General features: G+C 36.5%; 14 protein-coding genes. 8 read left to right on the forward strand and 6 right to left on the reverse strand.

The window, feature by feature from the left end:
- Window positions 1-21: 21 nt before the first annotated feature.
- A complete protein-coding gene (locus tag DN392_RS09435; RefSeq protein ID WP_149238014.1) occupies window positions 22-1,194 on the reverse strand; it encodes a polyamine aminopropyltransferase in 1,173 nt (390 codons plus the stop codon).
- Window positions 1,195-1,595: 401 nt separating this feature from the next.
- Between DN392_RS09435 and DN392_RS09440 the strand changes: the two genes are divergently transcribed.
- The 5 genes from DN392_RS09440 to chbG all read left to right on the forward strand — a co-directional run bounded on the left by DN392_RS09440 (window position 1,596) and on the right by chbG (window position 5,810).
- On the forward strand, window positions 1,596-1,898 hold the full coding sequence (locus DN392_RS09440; protein WP_001023569.1) for a PTS sugar transporter subunit IIB: 303 nt from the start codon (window positions 1,596-1,598) through the stop codon (window positions 1,896-1,898).
- Between the two features lie 16 nt (window positions 1,899-1,914).
- Window positions 1,915-3,222 carry a PTS cellobiose transporter subunit IIC gene (gene celB / locus DN392_RS09445; protein ID WP_001168817.1) on the forward strand — a complete coding sequence of 436 codons (1,308 nt, stop codon included), beginning with the start codon at window positions 1,915-1,917 and terminating at the stop codon, window positions 3,220-3,222.
- 182 nt (window positions 3,223-3,404) lie between these two features.
- Window positions 3,405-3,728 carry a PTS lactose/cellobiose transporter subunit IIA gene (locus DN392_RS09450; RefSeq protein ID WP_000989055.1) on the forward strand — a complete coding sequence of 108 codons (324 nt, stop codon included), beginning with the start codon at window positions 3,405-3,407 and terminating at the stop codon, window positions 3,726-3,728.
- Between the two features lie 3 nt (window positions 3,729-3,731).
- A complete protein-coding gene (gene celF / locus DN392_RS09455; RefSeq protein ID WP_000145757.1) occupies window positions 3,732-5,057 on the forward strand; it encodes a 6-phospho-beta-glucosidase in 1,326 nt (441 codons plus the stop codon).
- A gap of 48 nt (window positions 5,058-5,105) precedes the next feature.
- Window positions 5,106-5,810, forward strand: a complete 705-nt coding sequence (gene chbG / locus DN392_RS09460) for a chitin disaccharide deacetylase (RefSeq protein WP_064470711.1) — start codon at window positions 5,106-5,108, stop codon at window positions 5,808-5,810.
- A 38-nt stretch (window positions 5,811-5,848) separates the two neighbouring features.
- On the opposite strand, the gene DN392_RS09465 is transcribed toward chbG, so the two are convergent.
- A complete protein-coding gene (locus DN392_RS09465; RefSeq protein WP_000429775.1) occupies window positions 5,849-7,030 on the reverse strand; it encodes a chromate transporter in 1,182 nt (393 codons plus the stop codon).
- A 189-nt stretch (window positions 7,031-7,219) separates the two neighbouring features.
- Between DN392_RS09465 and exsM the strand changes: the two genes are divergently transcribed.
- Complete coding sequence (gene exsM, locus DN392_RS09470; RefSeq protein WP_000213117.1) at window positions 7,220-7,633, forward strand: exosporium regulatory protein ExsM; 414 nt, start codon at window positions 7,220-7,222, stop codon at window positions 7,631-7,633.
- A gap of 139 nt (window positions 7,634-7,772) precedes the next feature.
- Here exsM and DN392_RS09475 read toward each other — a convergent pair whose 3' ends face one another.
- The 3 genes from DN392_RS09475 to DN392_RS09485 form a co-directional block, all read right to left on the reverse strand.
- Window positions 7,773-10,448, reverse strand: a complete 2,676-nt coding sequence (locus tag DN392_RS09475) for a sigma-54-dependent transcriptional regulator (protein ID WP_088321294.1) — start codon at window positions 10,446-10,448, stop codon at window positions 7,773-7,775.
- 104 nt (window positions 10,449-10,552) lie between these two features.
- The gene (locus DN392_RS09480) at window positions 10,553-11,290 is read right to left on the reverse strand and encodes a polysaccharide deacetylase family protein (RefSeq protein WP_048566671.1); all 738 of its coding nucleotides are present in this window, start codon (window positions 11,288-11,290) and stop codon (window positions 10,553-10,555) included.
- 200 nt (window positions 11,291-11,490) lie between these two features.
- Window positions 11,491-12,564, reverse strand: a complete 1,074-nt coding sequence (locus DN392_RS09485; RefSeq protein ID WP_000378301.1) for a glycosyltransferase family 4 protein — start codon at window positions 12,562-12,564, stop codon at window positions 11,491-11,493.
- Between the two features lie 585 nt (window positions 12,565-13,149).
- On the opposite strand from DN392_RS09485, the gene DN392_RS09490 reads away from it, so the two are divergent.
- Together DN392_RS09490 and wecB are read left to right on the forward strand one after the other, a co-directional pair.
- Window positions 13,150-14,520 carry a UDP-glucose dehydrogenase family protein gene (locus DN392_RS09490; protein ID WP_083569064.1) on the forward strand — a complete coding sequence of 457 codons (1,371 nt, stop codon included), beginning with the start codon at window positions 13,150-13,152 and terminating at the stop codon, window positions 14,518-14,520.
- Between the two features lie 74 nt (window positions 14,521-14,594).
- Window positions 14,595-15,710, forward strand: coding sequence for a non-hydrolyzing UDP-N-acetylglucosamine 2-epimerase (wecB, locus tag DN392_RS09495; RefSeq protein WP_064469962.1), 1,116 nt, complete (start codon window positions 14,595-14,597; stop codon window positions 15,708-15,710).
- 40 nt (window positions 15,711-15,750) lie between these two features.
- Here wecB and DN392_RS09500 read toward each other — a convergent pair whose 3' ends face one another.
- Window positions 15,751-16,884 carry an LCP family protein gene (locus DN392_RS09500; protein WP_064057311.1) on the reverse strand — a complete coding sequence of 378 codons (1,134 nt, stop codon included), beginning with the start codon at window positions 16,882-16,884 and terminating at the stop codon, window positions 15,751-15,753.
- Window positions 16,885-16,933: the final 49 nt, after the last annotated feature.

The raw sequence follows: 16,933 nt of genomic DNA on the forward strand, positions 1-16,933 counted from the left end.
GCACTCCTTACTATAATGTTGTTAAAATTCCATTTCCTGTTTGTAACATTGATGTAGGATAAGATTCGATTCTGAGTTTAAAAGAGCGAGATTACGTTGTTCTAAATGTTCTTCTTTAAATTGAAATAAAGGAGAAAGAAGAGAAGGTAATGTTCGAGGAGTTGGTACTACGTATAATTGCTCAATTTGATTGAGTACATTGGCAGAATTAGCGGCAATATGAAATCCCCAGTCAGTTCCGAAAGAAGGAACGATTGTATGATAACTTTTCACAGTCAATCCAGCATGTTCGATTGTGTTACCGATGCTCCAATATACAAGAGGTGCATCAGCAGGTGAATTAGATTGGCAGACGAATGCTCCGCCTTCTGTTAAGAATGTAGCTATACGAGCAAAGAGTTCGCTTGTATATAAAGTACTTAACAACTCTGTCGCTGGGTCTGGAAAATCAATAATGATTACATCGTATAAAGAAGAAGGAGAGCTTAAAAATTCTTTTGCATCACATACGTGTGTATTTACACGATTATCAAAAAATGCATTTTTGTTTAAAGAAACTAATTCAGGAACATTACGAGCCATATCAATCATCGATCCATCTAAGTCAACAAGGTCTACATGTAGTACAGTTTCATATTTTAAAACTTCTCGCAGGGCAAGACCATCGCCACCGCCTAATATGAGAACACGTTTTGGATCAATTACTTTTGACATAATTGGATGCACAAGTGCTTCATGATAAATTTGCTCATCGACGGAACTGAATTGTAGTTGCTTGTCCAAATATAAACGGATATCGCTAACTTGCAACAAAGCAATATTTTGATAATTACTTTGTTCTGCAAATAAACTCGTATGTTCACCAGCTTGTATTTCCTTTAGAGAAATTTCATCCCATATATCTAAGTTGTGTGAATCTGTGGGTACTATGACTACATTTTCCGATTGTACTTGATTATCTTGATTATCTTGCTTGTCTTGATTATCTTGCTTGTCTTGTTTGTCTTGTTTGTCTTGTTTGTCTTGTTTGTCTTGTTTGTCTTGTTTGTCTTCTTTGCCCTGCTTGTCCTGCTTATTTTCTACCTCCTGCTGTTCTAGTTCAAATTTGTTAGAGTCTAATTCAGAACGTTTGTCTTTTTTATAGCTTGTTATTCTATAAATCTTTATTTTGCTTTGTTTTCTATGTTTTGGCATAGGAATCCCCTTTCGAATTGTGTTATTTTATTCTATTCTATGTAATTTAGTAGAGTTTGCTTGGACAATAGATAGAAGAGTGTGTTCAAGAGAGTTTTATTTTTTTACTAGATTTTCAAGCTGAAAAAAATTTTTTAGTGTTTTTTTGGTTTAAACACAACTAGACAACTAAACACTAATCTATTTTCATACAGTTATGTGTTAAAAGCGTGTTGTTTTATAACACACTGTGTGTTTTTTGGTCGACACACTAATTGAAAGCGTTAACACACAAAGAAAACAGTCGAAAAAGTGCTGATTTTAGTGGTTTTGAAAAGTTGGCACGCTAATTGCATTAATAAATAGCGTAAAGAAAAATAAATAAACATAAACTTTTTATACTACACAAGGGGGATTTTCAAATGAATATTTTATTATGTTGCTCAGCAGGGATGTCTACAAGTTTACTAGTTACAAAAATGGAAGCGGCTGCAAAAGCTCGCGGTCTAGAAGGAAAGATTTGGGCTGTATCTGGGGATGCAGTAAAAACGAATATCGATCAAGCAGATGTATTATTACTAGGACCACAAGTTCGTTACATGCTTTCTTCAATGAAAACGCTTGCTGATGAGAGAAACGTTGGAATCGACGTTATCAATCCAATGCACTACGGCATGATGAATGGAGAAGCAGTTTTAGATCACGCATTAACACTTAAAAAATAATTAGGGGGGAAGCGAAATGCAAAAATTTATTGCATTTATGGAGAAATATATTGTTCCTGTCGCTGGTAAAATCGGATCGCAACGTCACTTAGCTGCGATCCGTGATGGATTTATTGCAGTTATGCCACTTATTTTAGTTGGTGCACTGGCATCACTAATTAATGGTTTTCCGTCTGACGCTTTCCAAGATTTCATGAAAGGTTTGTTTGGTGAAACGTGGAAACAAGTTGGCGGTGGAATGTGGACTGGTTCTTTCGCAATTCTAGCACTAATCATAGCATTTACAACAAGTTATAACTTAGCAAAATCTTACGGCGTTGATGGTTTGTCAGCAGGTATTATTTCATTTGGTGCGTTAATTATTCTTACGCCAACAACACCGAAAGAAGGCGGATTGAACTTAGCTTGGACAGGTGCACAAGGGTTATTCGTAGCAATTATCGTGGCACTCCTTGTTACTGAGGTATTCCGTTTCTTTGTACAAAGAAATATTACTTTTAAAATGCCTGATGGAGTACCACCAGCAGTTTTAAGATCTTTCGCAGCTATAGTTCCAGCATTTGTTATCTTAACAGTAGTTGCAGGTATTCAATTAGCAGTGAAATTAGCTGGTACAAGTGTTCATGAATTTATCTTTAATACGATTCAATCACCACTGCAAAGTTTAGCAGGGACATTACCAAGTGCAATTGTCATTGTACTCCTTGTTCATCTTCTTTGGTTCTTCGGCTTACATGGTCCAAATATCGTTGGTGGTATTATTGAGCCATTATACTTACCGGCATTAGAGAAAAATATGAATTTATTCAAAGGTGGTACATCTGCATTTGATGTTCCAAACATTATTACAAAACCATTCTTTGATACTTTCGTATATCTTGGTGGTTCTGGTGCAACATTAGCATTCTTAGTCGTTGTATTAATTGTAGCGAAAAGTGCACAATTACGCGGTGTATCTCGTCTATCAATTGGTCCAGGTGCATTCAATATTAACGAACCAGTAATCTTTGGTACACCAATTATTTTAAATCCAATTTTATTCTTACCGTTTATCCTAACACCAATTGTATTAGTAATTACTTCTTATACAGCTATATCTATTGGTTGGGTACCAAAAACCGTTGTGATGATTCCATGGGCAACACCACCAATTATTAGTGGTTATCTTGTAACAGGTGGACATATTTCTGGTGCGATTCTACAGTTATTCAACTTTGTAATTGCAATGGTAATCTATTATCCATTCGTTGTGTTATGTGACCGTTCAGTTGTTCGTACTGAAAAAGCAGCAGCGCAAGGAAATAACAACTCTGTACCTATGTAACATAGAAATTGTTCTCACAGACAAATTGTCTGTGAGAACAATTACCTTTATATCATGTTCAGAAAGATGAGACCCATCTTCAAGAACACCAAACTATCATTCATAAATTAATATTTTAATAGAAATGTTCAAACTGAAGGGGTATTTAAGTCGGTTGAACCATAATAGAGAGGGCGGTAATTATGATGACTACAGCAGAACAAATTCCATTCCAATTAATTTTAAATAGTGGTAATGCACGAAGCTTTGCAATGGAGGCACTTCAATTTGCCAAACAGGGGAAAATGGCAGAAGCAGATGAAGCGATGGTAAAGGCGAAAGAAGCGATTAATGAAGCGCATCATTTCCAAACAGAGCTCATACAATCAGAAGCAAGAGGAGAAAAAACAGAGGTTAGTGTTCTGTTAATTCATGCACAAGATCATTTAATGAATGCGATTACAGTAAAAGAATTAGCAGCAGAATTTATTGACCTTTATAAAAAGTTAGAAGCGAAAGGGGAATAAAGCATGACTGGAATTAAAATTGCTACAATTGGCGGTGGATCTAGTTATACACCAGAGTTAATTGAAGGATTTATTAAACGTTATGATGAGCTTCCTGTTCGTGAAATTTGGTTAGTAGATATTGAGGCAGGAAAAGAAAAGTTAGAAATCGTTGGTAACTTAGCGAAACGTATGGTGAAAAAATCAGGTTTACCAATCGAGGTTCATTTAACACTCGATCGCCGCGAGGCATTAAAGGATGCTGATTTCGTAACGACGCAGCTTCGAGTTGGTTTATTAGAAGCACGTGCAAAAGATGAAGCAATCCCATTAAAATATGATGTAATCGGTCAGGAAACGAATGGTCCTGGTGGTTTATTCAAAGCATTGAGAACGATTCCTGTTATTTTAGATATTTGTAAGGATATGGAGGAGCTTTGTCCGAATGCATGGTTAATTAACTTTGCAAACCCAGCTGGTATGGTAACAGAAGCAGTCCTTCGCTATACAAATATCCAAAGAGTAGTCGGTCTATGTAACGTTCCAATCGGAATCCGTATGGGTCTTGCGAGATTACTTGAAGTAGATGCAAGTCGTGTACACGTTGACTTCGCAGGTTTAAACCATATGGTATACGGACTAGATGTATATTTAGATGGCGTAAGTGTAATGGATCGTGTGTTAGAGCTTGTAACAGATCCAGAGAAGCAAATTACGATGGAAAATATTGCAGCGCTTAACTGGGAGCCAGACTTTATTCGCGGTCTTCGTGCAATTCCATGTCCATACCATCGTTATTACTACAAAACACGTGAAATGCTAGAAGAAGAGAAAGAAGCTTCGGTTGAAAAAGGTACACGTGCAGAAGTAGTGAAACAGTTAGAAGACGATTTATTCGAGTTATATAAAGACCCGAACTTAGATATTAAACCACCACAATTAGAAAAACGTGGCGGCGCTTATTATAGTGACGCAGCATGTAGCTTAATTACTTCTATTTACAATAATAAAGGTGATATCCAACCTGTTAATACACGAAATAACGGAACAATTGCAAGCTTACCACATGATTCTGCTGTTGAAGTGAACTGTATTATTACGAAAGAAGGTCCAAAACCAATTGCGGTCGGAGATCTTCCTGTACCAGTTCGCGGTTTAGTACAACAAATTAAATCATTTGAGCGCACAACAATTGAAGCTGCTGTTACAGGAGATTATCATAAAGCGCTGCTTGCTATGACAATTAATCCACTTGTACCATCAGATAAAGTTGCAAAACAAATTTTAGATGAAATGTTGGAAGCACATAAAGAATATCTTCCGCAGTTCTTCAAAAAGGTAGAGAAATAAAGCGGCGCTATTTAGCCCGCTTTTTTTATTCTATTAGGAGGTATTACGATGATTAAGTTAATTGTAAACGCAGATGATTTTGGTCTTACAGAAGGTACAAATTACGGCATTATTGATGGACATATAAATGGACTTGTAAATTCAACGACGATGATGATGAATATGCCAGGAACAGAGCATGCGGTACGCTTAGCAAAAGAATATAACCTACTCGGAGTAGGCGTACATCTCGTATTAACGGCAGGGAAACCTCTTCTTGGAGACGTACCATCACTTGTAAATAGCGATGGATTGTTTCATAAACAAAGCGTCGTATGGGAAGGGAAGCTAAATGCAGAAGAAGTTGAGAGAGAATGGACTGCTCAAATTGAGAAATTCCTATCTTACGGATTAAAACCAACTCATTTAGATAGTCATCATCACGTGCATGGATTACCGATCTTGCACGATGTTCTTGAGAGATTGGCGGCTACATATAATGTTCCAATTCGTCGTTGTGAGGAAGAGCGAGCAGTACGCCCGTTTTCTGACGTGTTTTACAGTGACTTTTACGCGGATGGTGTGACGGAAGATTACTTTGTGAAGTTAAAAGAAAGAGTACAAGGTGAACAAACGGTAGAAATTATGGTTCATCCAGCCTATATTGATCCAGAGCTTGTGAAACGTTCTTCTTACGTAATGGATCGCGTGAAAGAGTTGCGTATTTTAACGGAGAGTGAGCTGCCTGAGGGAATGGAGCTTGTGAAGTTTTAATAGGAAAACGACGGCTATAGAATGCCGTCGTTTTTTATTTACAAAATGGATAAAATATATCCGCCAAAGGCTCCAAGTATAACGATAACCCAAGGTGGTGTTTTCCAAAAAGCGAGCAAGCAAAATAGAAGAGATGCAAAAACAAAATCTACAGCGTTCATAATTGTGCTTGTCCAAATAGGGTCATAAAAAGCTGCTAGTAAAATACCGACAACGGCTGCATTGACTCCAAGTAGTGCACCTTGTATGTAAGAGGTTTTTCTCACACTGTCCCAAAATGGTAAAACACCAATAACGAGCAAGAAAGCAGGAAGAAAGATCGCAATTGTTGCGAGTATTGCCCCAAGCGTCCCGTTTAACATAGCTCCTATATAAGAAGCGAATGTAAATAGTGGACCTGGTACGGCTTGTGTTAATCCGTATCCAGCTAGGAACTGTTCTTTCGTCATCATTCCGTTTTGTACGAACTCACCTTCAAGAAGGGGTAGCACGACGTGTCCGCCTCCAAATACAAGTGCGCCAGAGCGATAGAAACTATCAAATAAAGCGATGTAATATGAGAACGGTCTTAATATTGGTAGCAACAGTAATAGTCCGAAGAATAAGATGAGACAAGAAACTGCTATCGTTTTTGAAATAGGTACTTTTATATTTTGAGATTGGCTAATTGGTTGGTTGCGATATAAAAACCAGCCGATAAAGCCAGATATTATAATGAGAATGACTTGTGTCCAGCTGTTTGGCCATAGTAAGGCGATTGCGGCAGTTACGATAGCAATCGTCGCACGATTTCGGTCTGGCGTTAATTTTTGTGCCATTCCCCATATGGCATGAGCGACAATGGCGACTGCTACAAGTTTTAGTCCATGAATCCAGCCAGCACTTCCAAGATCGAACTGATTAAGGAATGAGGCGAAGAAAACTAAAACAAGCACAGACGGTAAAGTGAATCCAATCCATGAAATAATAGCTCCTAATAGTCCGCCCCTTAATAATCCAACCCCCATACCGACTTGACTGCTAGCAGGACCAGGAAGGAATTGACATAGTGCTACTAAGTCTCCATAGCTTCGTTCATCCATCCATTTTCTTTTTTGCACGTATTCATGGTGGAAATAGCCGAGATGGGCGACAGGACCACCAAATGAAGTAAGTCCTAATTTAAATGAGACGAGAAAAATCTCTAATAATGTGTGGAAAGTGTATTTGTTATTTTCCAAAATGACCTCCTAGAATGTTTTTCTAAGTGCATTATACAAGAGATAGTAAAGCGAAAGGAACGATTCTAATGTAAAGATTGTGTGAATCTTTTCTTCGGAATTAAAGCTTGAAAAAGTCATAAATGATTATGTATAAACCATAAAGTAGTAGAAGTAGTGCTGGGAAATTTATATGAGGAGAATGCCCGTATGACAACACGTTTCTTTGCGAGGTTAACAGGGAAGAGGGAAATACCTCCTGTAAATACAGAAGCTTATGGTGTAACAGAGTTTATATTTAGTGATGATTTAAAGAAATTACAATATCGGATCATATTGAAAAACATCGAAAAAGTTACATCATGCCAAATTCATTTAGGAAAAGCGGATCAAATCGGTCCAGTGGTTTTAAATTTGTTTGGTCCAATAAAGCAAGGTATTAGTGTAAATGAAGGAGTCGTGACCGGTGTAGTCAATGTGGAAGATTTTGAAGGGCCTTTACAAGGGAGAGCGTTTGATAGCTTACTTCAAGAAATCATTCAGGCAAATGTATATGTAAATGTTTATACGAAGTCGAATAAGAAGGGCGAAATCAGGGGGAGAATCAGAAAAGTAAAGAAGTAGAAAAAAGGCTGTCCATTTTGGAACAGCCTTTTTTTCTATAAGGTGCAAATTTTAGCGGTTATTATCGTTAAATCGATATATTGTGAAAATCGCTAATATAATTCGCGTTACGGTCGATATATTTAAAACACTGCTTCGATTAATTTTTTACAGGCTGGTTTTTAATGAAGAAGTCCATGATATAAAACACTTCATCATCAGGGATTTGTATTTCAAATGTATTTTCAATTGGTTGTAATGCTTTTTTCACTTTCATATACATCCAGTACTCATCTTGTCTTCGTTTCTCTTTATCTGGATGAGGGAGGAGGCTTTCTCCTTTTTGAAGACGGTCAACCATACAGCTCATATGCAGAATCACACCCATTAAGCTGTCAGGAGTTAGCTGTAAGGAAATTAATTCTTGAATTGTATTTAATGCGTAACGAATTGTTTTAATAAGTAATGCTCCGTCGTTCCGCTGCATTTGTTGTTCCAGAATATCAGCCATTTTTGCATATGTTTCTTCATACGTAATTAATTCTTGAATTGGCTGAATTGCTGTGTAGTTTACAATGTCTTGGAAATGATACGTTAAGCATGGCACCTGCACATCGAAATTCGTGACGATACAAATGATATTCCGCTCTTTTTTTATGTTCTCAATCATTTTCGTTAAATCTTTTTCATGGACGATACTAATCGGAATAATTTCAATTAAGTCTTTGTCAAATCGCAAATAGTTCTCTAACATTTTTTGAATAGCTAAAGCACTGCCTTCCCCAGTTAAACAAGCTGTTAAAATAACAGACTTCATTGGTGATAGTGGCTTTTTCTTTTCTTCTTGTACGTTTAAGTAAAACGGTGTTAAGTTCTTCACTGTCTCATACAATGCATCTAACGAGTAGCCAAGTTGAGCTTTTCGAGCTGCTTCTAGTGCATGTGGAGTGCTTGTCATGGAAAGAACACGTACCGGAATTTTGAACTCAGTTTCTAATATATCACCAATATAAGCGAGTGAGCCCATATCGACGAGTAAGAGAAGTCCATTTACATTTTGGAGTGTTTTCATATACACTTTCACACGCTCTAAGAAATCTTTCGGCGATTCATGTAACGGCATATCGATACCGGTTACTTCCTCAATGCCGAGCAGTTCGTTTGCGACGTTTGCCATTTCTGTTGCGATGCCGTTGCCGTGCGCTAATATTAATACTTTTACTTCTGTTTGTGAGGCAGGAATTGGATCAACAACGAAGAACATTGTTAAAAAGCCTGCTTCATCAATAGGCATTGTTATTTGTAATTCGTCCTCCAGTAGTTGAATGCATTGCATAGCTACGGAAAAAGCGTCTTTATATTTCGTACGAATTTGATTTAATTGTGGGTGATGAATTTGTTTCCCAGCTTGCAAACGTTGTAGAGTTGTCTGTACATGTAAGCTTAAAGCGAGAAATACTTTTTCATCAAACGTCTTAGATAAATGCTTTTCAGCAAGTTCCGCAATTCTTTCACATACGGAAACGATATTACGATCCACAATTTTAAAAACATTTTCATGACTTGTTTTTTTAGAAATTTGGTTAAAATATTGTACGAAAAAGCTTTGAATATCATTTTCTATTAGTAATTCTAATTCGTCTTCTTCAATACCGCGAGCTTGAAGTTCTTCGTATTTATAATCAATATAATCGTAAATAGAAGACCGTTTTTCATTCTCAATTTTATGATTACTCCAACCTTCATCACCTGTAAATATAAATGTTTCATTTGGTATTTGGTATAGATGACGGCTCTTTCTTTCAATGAATAACCCTTCTTTCATATACCAAGGTAAATCTGTACTTGAAACATAGACAGAGTCACGTTTCTTTGTCACAAGGTCAGAATAGGCTTTCGCACAGGCAATTTGTACATCCGTTTTTAATTGCCCGATGTTATTGGGGCAATTGTAAAAGACGAAAGCGCGCATTGCATTCGGGCTAACGTGAATTTCTTTTCGCAGACGGATTGCTTCATTTGTGAAAAATAGTTGCAGTAAAGCAAATCGTTCTTTATGTGTACGCTCACGAAGTGGTGGCAGCGTAACAGTCATTGGTATACGTCTTGTAAATGTTTTTAATAAAAATGAATTTGGTTCTTCTGTTGTTGCAGTAATGATTAATACTTGTGCTTTACGCTCGTTTTCTGTTTCTCCAAGGCGGCGGTATACCCCGCGGTCAATAAAGGTGAAAAGCATTTCTTGTCCCTCTGGAGGAAGGCGATGTACTTCATCTAAGAAAAGGATCCCTTCATGTGCTTTTTCAATTAACCCTTTTTGATTACTTGCCCCTGTATAAGCTCCTTTTTTAATTCCAAATAACTGTCCCAGTAGTAGCTGTGGATTATTTGCGTAATCGGCACAGTTAAAGACGATAAATGGTGCATTTTTAGGAAGCTGTTCAACTTCAATTGCATATTCGTGCATTAAAGAAGCGAACATAGATTTTCCGACCCCTGTTTCTCCTAGCAGTAAAGTATGCATACCGTTTGGAGGATAGAGAATAGAAGCTTTCGCTTTTTCGATTGCGATTTTAAGGCTTGTATTTTCAATTGCAAATGTATCTAATGAAGTCATTTCCTTTGAATGCGTTTCCAACGAAGCGTTCGTTTCTATATAAAAACGAACAGGACGCGTATTTGTTTTTAATAAACGTTTATCTTTTACAAGTTTGTTTAAGTCGCTACTTACATTGGCACGATCTAGTTGCAACAGGGTAGCTAGTTCTGATGCGGTTACACCTTCTATATAATTGCCTTCTTGTATTGCGTTAAAAATGAGATCTATTCGTTTCATTTCTATTCACCTCGAAACTTCATCACTATTTAAAATTTTACACAAAAATGGGAAGGGTGGGAAGAGAAAAATAAAACAGCTTTAGCAAATAGGCACTAAAGCTGTTACAATCTTGTGTCTTTCCAAAAGTTCACTTCGAGGTGAGAAGATGGATTATAGGGAAGAAGTTTGTATCCTTGTGACTGTAAGTAATCAATTACTTTAGGCAGTATTTGTACGGTTACACTCGAATCATGCATTAAAATCACTTCGACTTGTTCATCGCTCTGATTACGTACTCTTTCTAGTATGGCAGAAGGATTGTCATAGCTTTTCCAGTCATATGTATCGATTGTCCAATCCCACATTTTATACTGGGCGGATACAAGTGCATCACGGTAATTCTTTTTTAAGTAAGGCATACTACCATACGGGACGCGAACGAGATGTGTATTTAATTTTGTAACTTGCTGAACAATGTTTTGTGTTTGTTCCATTTCTGTAATTAAAGCGGATGGATCACCAGTGTAAAGGCGTTTTACATCGTGTGACATACTGTGAAGTCCGATATAATGCCCCTCTTGAATTAATCGTTGCATTGTTTTTTTATAATGTGGTACTTTTCCACCAATAACAAAGAAAGTTGCTTTTCCGTTCTTTTCCTTTAAGATGTTTAAAATTTGCGTAGTATATTTGTTTGGTCCGTCATCAAATGTTAAGTACGCGATTTTTTTTGTAGGAGAGGTAGTTTCAGTATTTGGATGATGTTCAGCAGGGGTCATTGTAGTTGCTCCTGCATGAGATGACGCGTACATAGTAATTGTTAAAAATAAAATAACGTATTGAAATACTCGCTTGATCATAACATTCACCCTCAGTTTGACAATCAAGATGTAAAAAAGAAAATATAATCCTTTTCTTATTATGTATATCTTTCTCCAATAGTGGAGCTCTCAAACAATCTATATTTTGGAAATATAAAATGATGAATAAAAAATAGCATCCTCTTTCTTATAAGAGGATGCTATTTGAATATTTCATAATTGTAAAGGCTATACTACAATTAGTCTTCTCTTTTTTTAACCTTTTTATAGAAGGAAATAATTGGTTTGTAACGGTCGTGTACAAGACCGATTACTTCAGCGACTATTTCAGTAAAGAAAATTAAAGCAAACAGAAGAATCATTGATATCCATAGCGTCGCTTTAGTGAAAAAAATAGCATTTACACTAAAAAAAATACCAAATGCATAAATGATGAGCACCGTCGTACGATGAGAGAATCCCATTGCTAGGAGACGGTGATGTAAATGAGATTTATCTGGTGCTGAAATTGGTTTTTTATTTACAATACGACGAATAATCGCAAAAGTTGTATCAAATATAGGTACACCTAAAATGATAATTGGAACAAGGAAACTAAATAGCGTTACACTTTTGTATAATCCCAATAAAGATAGGATGGAAATACAATAACCTAAAAATAGGGCGCCGGTATCTCCCATGAAAATCTTTGCTGGATGGAAATTATAGAATAAAAATCCAAGCGTACTTGCAAGTGCGATAAGTGCTAATGGCAAGATAATAACTGCACCAGTACCCATAGGGCTGGTGAGGGCCATGTAAGCCAATGTTGCTAGAACGATTGATGAAATTCCAGCGGATAATCCATCTAAACCATCAATTAAGTTGATGGCATTTGTAATGCCTACAATCCAAAAAACTGTAATTGGATATGCGAGCCATCCAAGTTCAGTATCCCCGATAATTGGTATATATAGTACCTGTACTAATAATCCACTTTTTACAATTAATATAGCAACTAATAGCTGGCCACCAAATTTTACTTTTGCTGATAATTCATATATATCATCTAAAATCCCAATGATGATGATGATGATAGCGCCTAAGCTTATTGATAACATTCTTTGTTCGTATAACCCACCAACAACAAAACCTACAGCTACACCGATAAAAATTGCTAATCCGCCAAGACGGGGCATGATTTTTTGGTGTACTTTACGCGCGTTTGGTTTATCTGTTGCTCCTATCTTAAATGCTAATTTAATAACGAAAGGAGTAACGCCGAGTACAGTGATAAAGGATGCCAAAATGGCATAAATCACCTGTGAGTCCATTAATACCCCACCTTTTATATTTAAACGTAATTTTTAGATGTTTTTTCTGAAAATTTCGATGATTATTTACAGGCTCATAACATATGGTATCACAAAAAGATTAGAATTCAATCTTTTTTTCTTTGTGTGGTAAATGGAAGCGGATAGAATATATGACAATTGTATACAGAATGTTGAATCATTTGAGAAGGTTAATCGTATTGGGCTTTGGAATATGACATTTTCTCTTTTTCTTCGATAGTGAATACTTTTATTTCAGTATTATAAGTGTTACACGTAGAAATGAGTAAGTTTCGTGTTAAAATGTGGGAATTTATCCGCATGAACGGGCAGTAAGGTTCGCACTTCAAAATTCAGTTGGAGAAAAGAAGTTAGGTGGGGATCTTAATTCCTGTAAAAGCCTGATTGGTTTAACTAATAATTAGTCGATGATGGATGACCCTTACTGAATAAAGTTTCATTTTATATTCTTACATGTAATTTTACAAAAACTTAAAAAAGAATGGAAAAAGTAATTCATATAATAAAGAAGTAAAAGAGTTTTCTCATTTTTAATGTGAGAGGGGGAAGCACAGGGAGAATTCTATGTATTCGTATATTTTCTATTGTATATTCCTGTGCGAAAAGGAAATGAAAATTACGATAATAGGTACCGGATACGTTGGATTAATTACAGGAGTAGGACTGGCAATGTTAGGCCATTCAGTCACATGTTTTGATATAAATGATGAGAAAATTAAACGGATAAAGCAAGGAGATCTGCCTATTTATGAAGCGGGTTTATATGAATTAATAAATGATGCATGTGAGAATGATTGTTTAACTTTTACAACAAGTAGAGTAAAAGCATTTTACGATGCAGAATTTATATTTATTGCAGTTGGAACGCCGTCTTTATTAGATGGGACAGCGGATTTAACATATATTCGAAGTGCTTGTGACGATATTGGAACATATGCGACGAATGACATTATTGTCGTTACGAAAAGTACGGTTCCTGTAGGTACAAATGATGTTATGAGGGGATGGATTGAGGAGAAATTACAAAATAGATATGAATTACATATCGTATCGAATCCGGAATTTTTACGGGAAGGTTCAGGGATTTACGATTTTTTTCAGGGAGATCGCATTGTAATTGGAGCAGATAATGAGGAAGCGGCACGAAAAGTGGAGAATTTGTATAGTGAATTACGCTTAAAAACGTATGTTACAAATATAAAAAGTGCAGAGATGATTAAGTATGCATCAAATGCTTTTTTAGCTACGAAAATTAGTTTTATAAATGAAATTTCTAATATATGTGAGAAGGTAGGAGCCAATGTATTAGACGTTGCACAAGGGATGGGAATGGATAAGAGAATTGGGGCGTCTTTTTTAAATGCGGGCATTGGTTATGGGGGTTCGTGTTTTCCGAAAGATACGAAAGCCCTTGTGCAAATTGCAGGGAATGTGGCGCATGATTTTCGCTTGTTGAAAGCGGTTATTGAAGTGAATAATAAACAACAGTTGTTACTGGTTGAAAAAGCAAAGAAAATAATAGATATGAATAAAAAGCAGATTGCAGTTCTTGGCGCAGCGTTTAAACCGAATACTGACGATATAAGAGAAGCGCCGTCCCTTGTTATAATGGAAGAATTAATTAATATGGATGCAGATGTGATTCTATATGACCCGCAGGCTATTCAAAATGTAAAAGGTGTGTTTGGAGAGACTATACGCTACACCGGATGCATAGATGAAGCGATTAGAGAAGCTGATGCTGTTTTTATTTTAACAGAATGGGAATCAATACGAACTTATCCGTTAGAGAAGTATGTAAAGCTTATGAAGGAGCCCATTCTATTTGATGGGAGAAATTGTTATACTATTGAGGATGTCAAGAAGCAAGAGATAGATTATTATTCGGTTGGAAGAGAAAGTATTTGTAAGAGGGACTTTTCCGTTATTCGTTAAAAAGGCATGTATTCATGTATATTCTTATATATCATAATAGAAGTTGTAACTAGTGAAAGAAAAGAGGTAATAAAATGACTGAACGTTTAAAAGTAATGACAATTTTCGGGACACGTCCAGAAGCAATTAAAATGGCACCTCTTGTATTAGAGTTGCAAAAGCATCCAGAAAAAATCGAATCAATTGTGACTGTAACAGCACAACATCGTCAAATGTTAGATCAAGTATTAAGCATCTTTGGAATTACGCCAGATTTCGATTTGAATATTATGAAAGATCGTCAAACTTTAATTGATATTACAACGCGTGGTTTAGAAGGTTTGGATAAAGTAATGAAAGAAGCAAAGCCGGATATTGTACTTGTACATGGTGATACAACGACAACATTTATTGCAAGTTTAGCTGCTTTCTACAATCAAATTCCAGTAGGTCATGTTGAAGCAGGACTTCGTACATGGGATAAGTATTCTCCATATCCAGAAGAGATGAATCGCCAATTAACAGGCGTCATGGCAGATCTTCATTTCTCACCTACAACAAAATCAGCAACGAACTTACAGAAAGAAAATAAAGATGAGTCACGCATTTTCATAACAGGAAATACAGCGATTGACGCACTAAAAACGACTGTAAAAGAAACATATAGTCATCCTGTACTAGAGAAACTTGGAAACGATCGTCTTGTACTTATGACAGCTCACCGCCGTGAAAACTTAGGAGAGCCAATGCGTAATATGTTCCGTGCAATTAAACGTCTTGTTGATAAGCATGAAGACGTACAAGTTGTGTATCCGGTTCATATGAACCCAGTTGTTCGTGAAACAGCGAATGATATTTTAGGCGATCATAGCCGCATTCATTTAATTGAGCCGCTAGATGTAATTGATTTCCACAATGTTGCAGCTCGTTCATACTTAATGTTAACTGATTCTGGTGGGGTACAAGAGGAAGCGCCGTCACTCGGTGTACCGGTTCTTGTTCTTCGTGATACAACAGAGCGCCCAGAAGGTATTGACGCAGGTACATTGAAATTAGCAGGAACAGACGAAGAGACAATCTTTAGTCTTGCTGATGAGTTGTTATCAGATAAAGAAGCTCATGATAAGATGTCAAAAGCATCTAATCCTTACGGTGATGGCCGTGCATCAGAGCGTATTGTAGAAGCAATTTTACAACACTTTAATAAGTAAATAAAAAAGAGCCAAATCATATGCGATTTGGCTCTTTTTGTTATTGCTGATTTCTCATAATCCACTCTGCATGAGCATTCGTAGAAGGAGGTGGTTCAGTTGGTGTTTTTTTCTGATTCTGATTCGTTTCTTTCTTTGCCTTTTCGTCAGAGTTAGAATTTGAAGAAGGGTTTGATTCGGTTTTTGTAGTTGGATTTTCTTGAGTGTTTGCTGTTTCTCCTAATTCTTTTTTAATTTCGTTACGTACTGTCTCTACACCGATTGGATCTGGAAGGAAGTAAGAAATACCACCTATTTTTTTGTCTTCTCCCTCAAGCTTGAACGTTTGTATTGTAGAAGGATCAAACCCAGATAGTTTATTGTAAAGTGCAAGTCCGTCAGAAATAGGAATGTCAGTTTTTATATATTTTCCAACGACTGCTGTTAAATCTTTAATTTTAAATACGGTAGAGGCTGAATTTAGTTTTTGAGCAACAGCGGCTAGTAATTGTCTTTGTCTAGCGGCCCGACCATAATCGCCGTTTGGATCCTGCTTTCGCATACGTACGTATGCGAGTGCTTCTTCCCCATTTAAGTCTTGTTGTCCTTGCTTAAATTCGATTTTTTTGTAGTAATCCACGTCTGAACGCTCCCAAAAATCGAATGGGACATCAACAGTAACACCGCCAACAGCATCAACAATTCCTTTAAAGCCTTGGAAATCAATTTTAATATAATGGTCTACAGGAACTTTTAGAAAACCTTCGATAGTTTTGATTGCCATTTCTTCTCCGCCGTAAGCGTGCGCAGCGTTAATTTTGTCCTCTTTGTTCTTACCAACAATTGGAACGCGACTATCACGAGGGATACTCATAAGCGAAATCTTTTTAGTTTTAGGATTGACGGTCGCAAACATTAATGAATCTGTACGACCGTTTTGACCGTCCGTTGCATAATCTTCTATACCCATAATGAGGAGTGTAAAAGGCTCCTTTGTAATTTCTATATCTTCGGTTCTCAAGTCCGATTTTTGACGAGTAAAACCACTATACATCCCCATGAGAGAAGAGTAGGAATTTAATATATAAAGTCCTACACCACCAAATAAAAATACGAAAATAAGGAAGTAGAAAAACTTTCTTCTTCGTTTCTTTTTTATTCTGCTATTTTGGAGATGATAATAACGTTCTTCCATATATAATCTCCTTTGTTCATTTGTAGGAAAGTAATTTACTACATTAATC

This window comes from Bacillus sp. BB51/4 (assembly GCF_008368845.1).
Lineage (GTDB): Bacteria > Bacillota > Bacilli > Bacillales > Bacillaceae_G > Bacillus_A > Bacillus_A wiedmannii.

Coding starts and splice junctions, on each gene's coding strand:
- DN392_RS09435 (WP_149238014.1), bottom strand. CDS start 1,194: ATGCCAAAACATAGAAAACAAAGCAAAATAAAGATTTATAGAATAACA.
- DN392_RS09440 (WP_001023569.1), top strand. CDS start 1,596: ATGAATATTTTATTATGTTGCTCAGCAGGGATGTCTACAAGTTTACTA.
- celB (WP_001168817.1), top strand. CDS start 1,915: ATGCAAAAATTTATTGCATTTATGGAGAAATATATTGTTCCTGTCGCT.
- DN392_RS09450 (WP_000989055.1), top strand. CDS start 3,405: ATGATGACTACAGCAGAACAAATTCCATTCCAATTAATTTTAAATAGT.
- celF (WP_000145757.1), top strand. CDS start 3,732: ATGACTGGAATTAAAATTGCTACAATTGGCGGTGGATCTAGTTATACA.
- chbG (WP_064470711.1), top strand. CDS start 5,106: ATGATTAAGTTAATTGTAAACGCAGATGATTTTGGTCTTACAGAAGGT.
- exsM (WP_000213117.1), top strand. CDS start 7,220: ATGACAACACGTTTCTTTGCGAGGTTAACAGGGAAGAGGGAAATACCT.
- DN392_RS09475 (WP_088321294.1), bottom strand. CDS start 10,448: ATGAAACGAATAGATCTCATTTTTAACGCAATACAAGAAGGCAATTAT.
- DN392_RS09480 (WP_048566671.1), bottom strand. CDS start 11,290: ATGATCAAGCGAGTATTTCAATACGTTATTTTATTTTTAACAATTACT.
- DN392_RS09485 (WP_000378301.1), bottom strand. CDS start 12,564: ATGGACTCACAGGTGATTTATGCCATTTTGGCATCCTTTATCACTGTA.
- DN392_RS09490 (WP_083569064.1), top strand. CDS start 13,150: ATGTATTCGTATATTTTCTATTGTATATTCCTGTGCGAAAAGGAAATG.
- wecB (WP_064469962.1), top strand. CDS start 14,595: ATGACTGAACGTTTAAAAGTAATGACAATTTTCGGGACACGTCCAGAA.
- DN392_RS09500 (WP_064057311.1), bottom strand. CDS start 16,884: ATGGAAGAACGTTATTATCATCTCCAAAATAGCAGAATAAAAAAGAAA.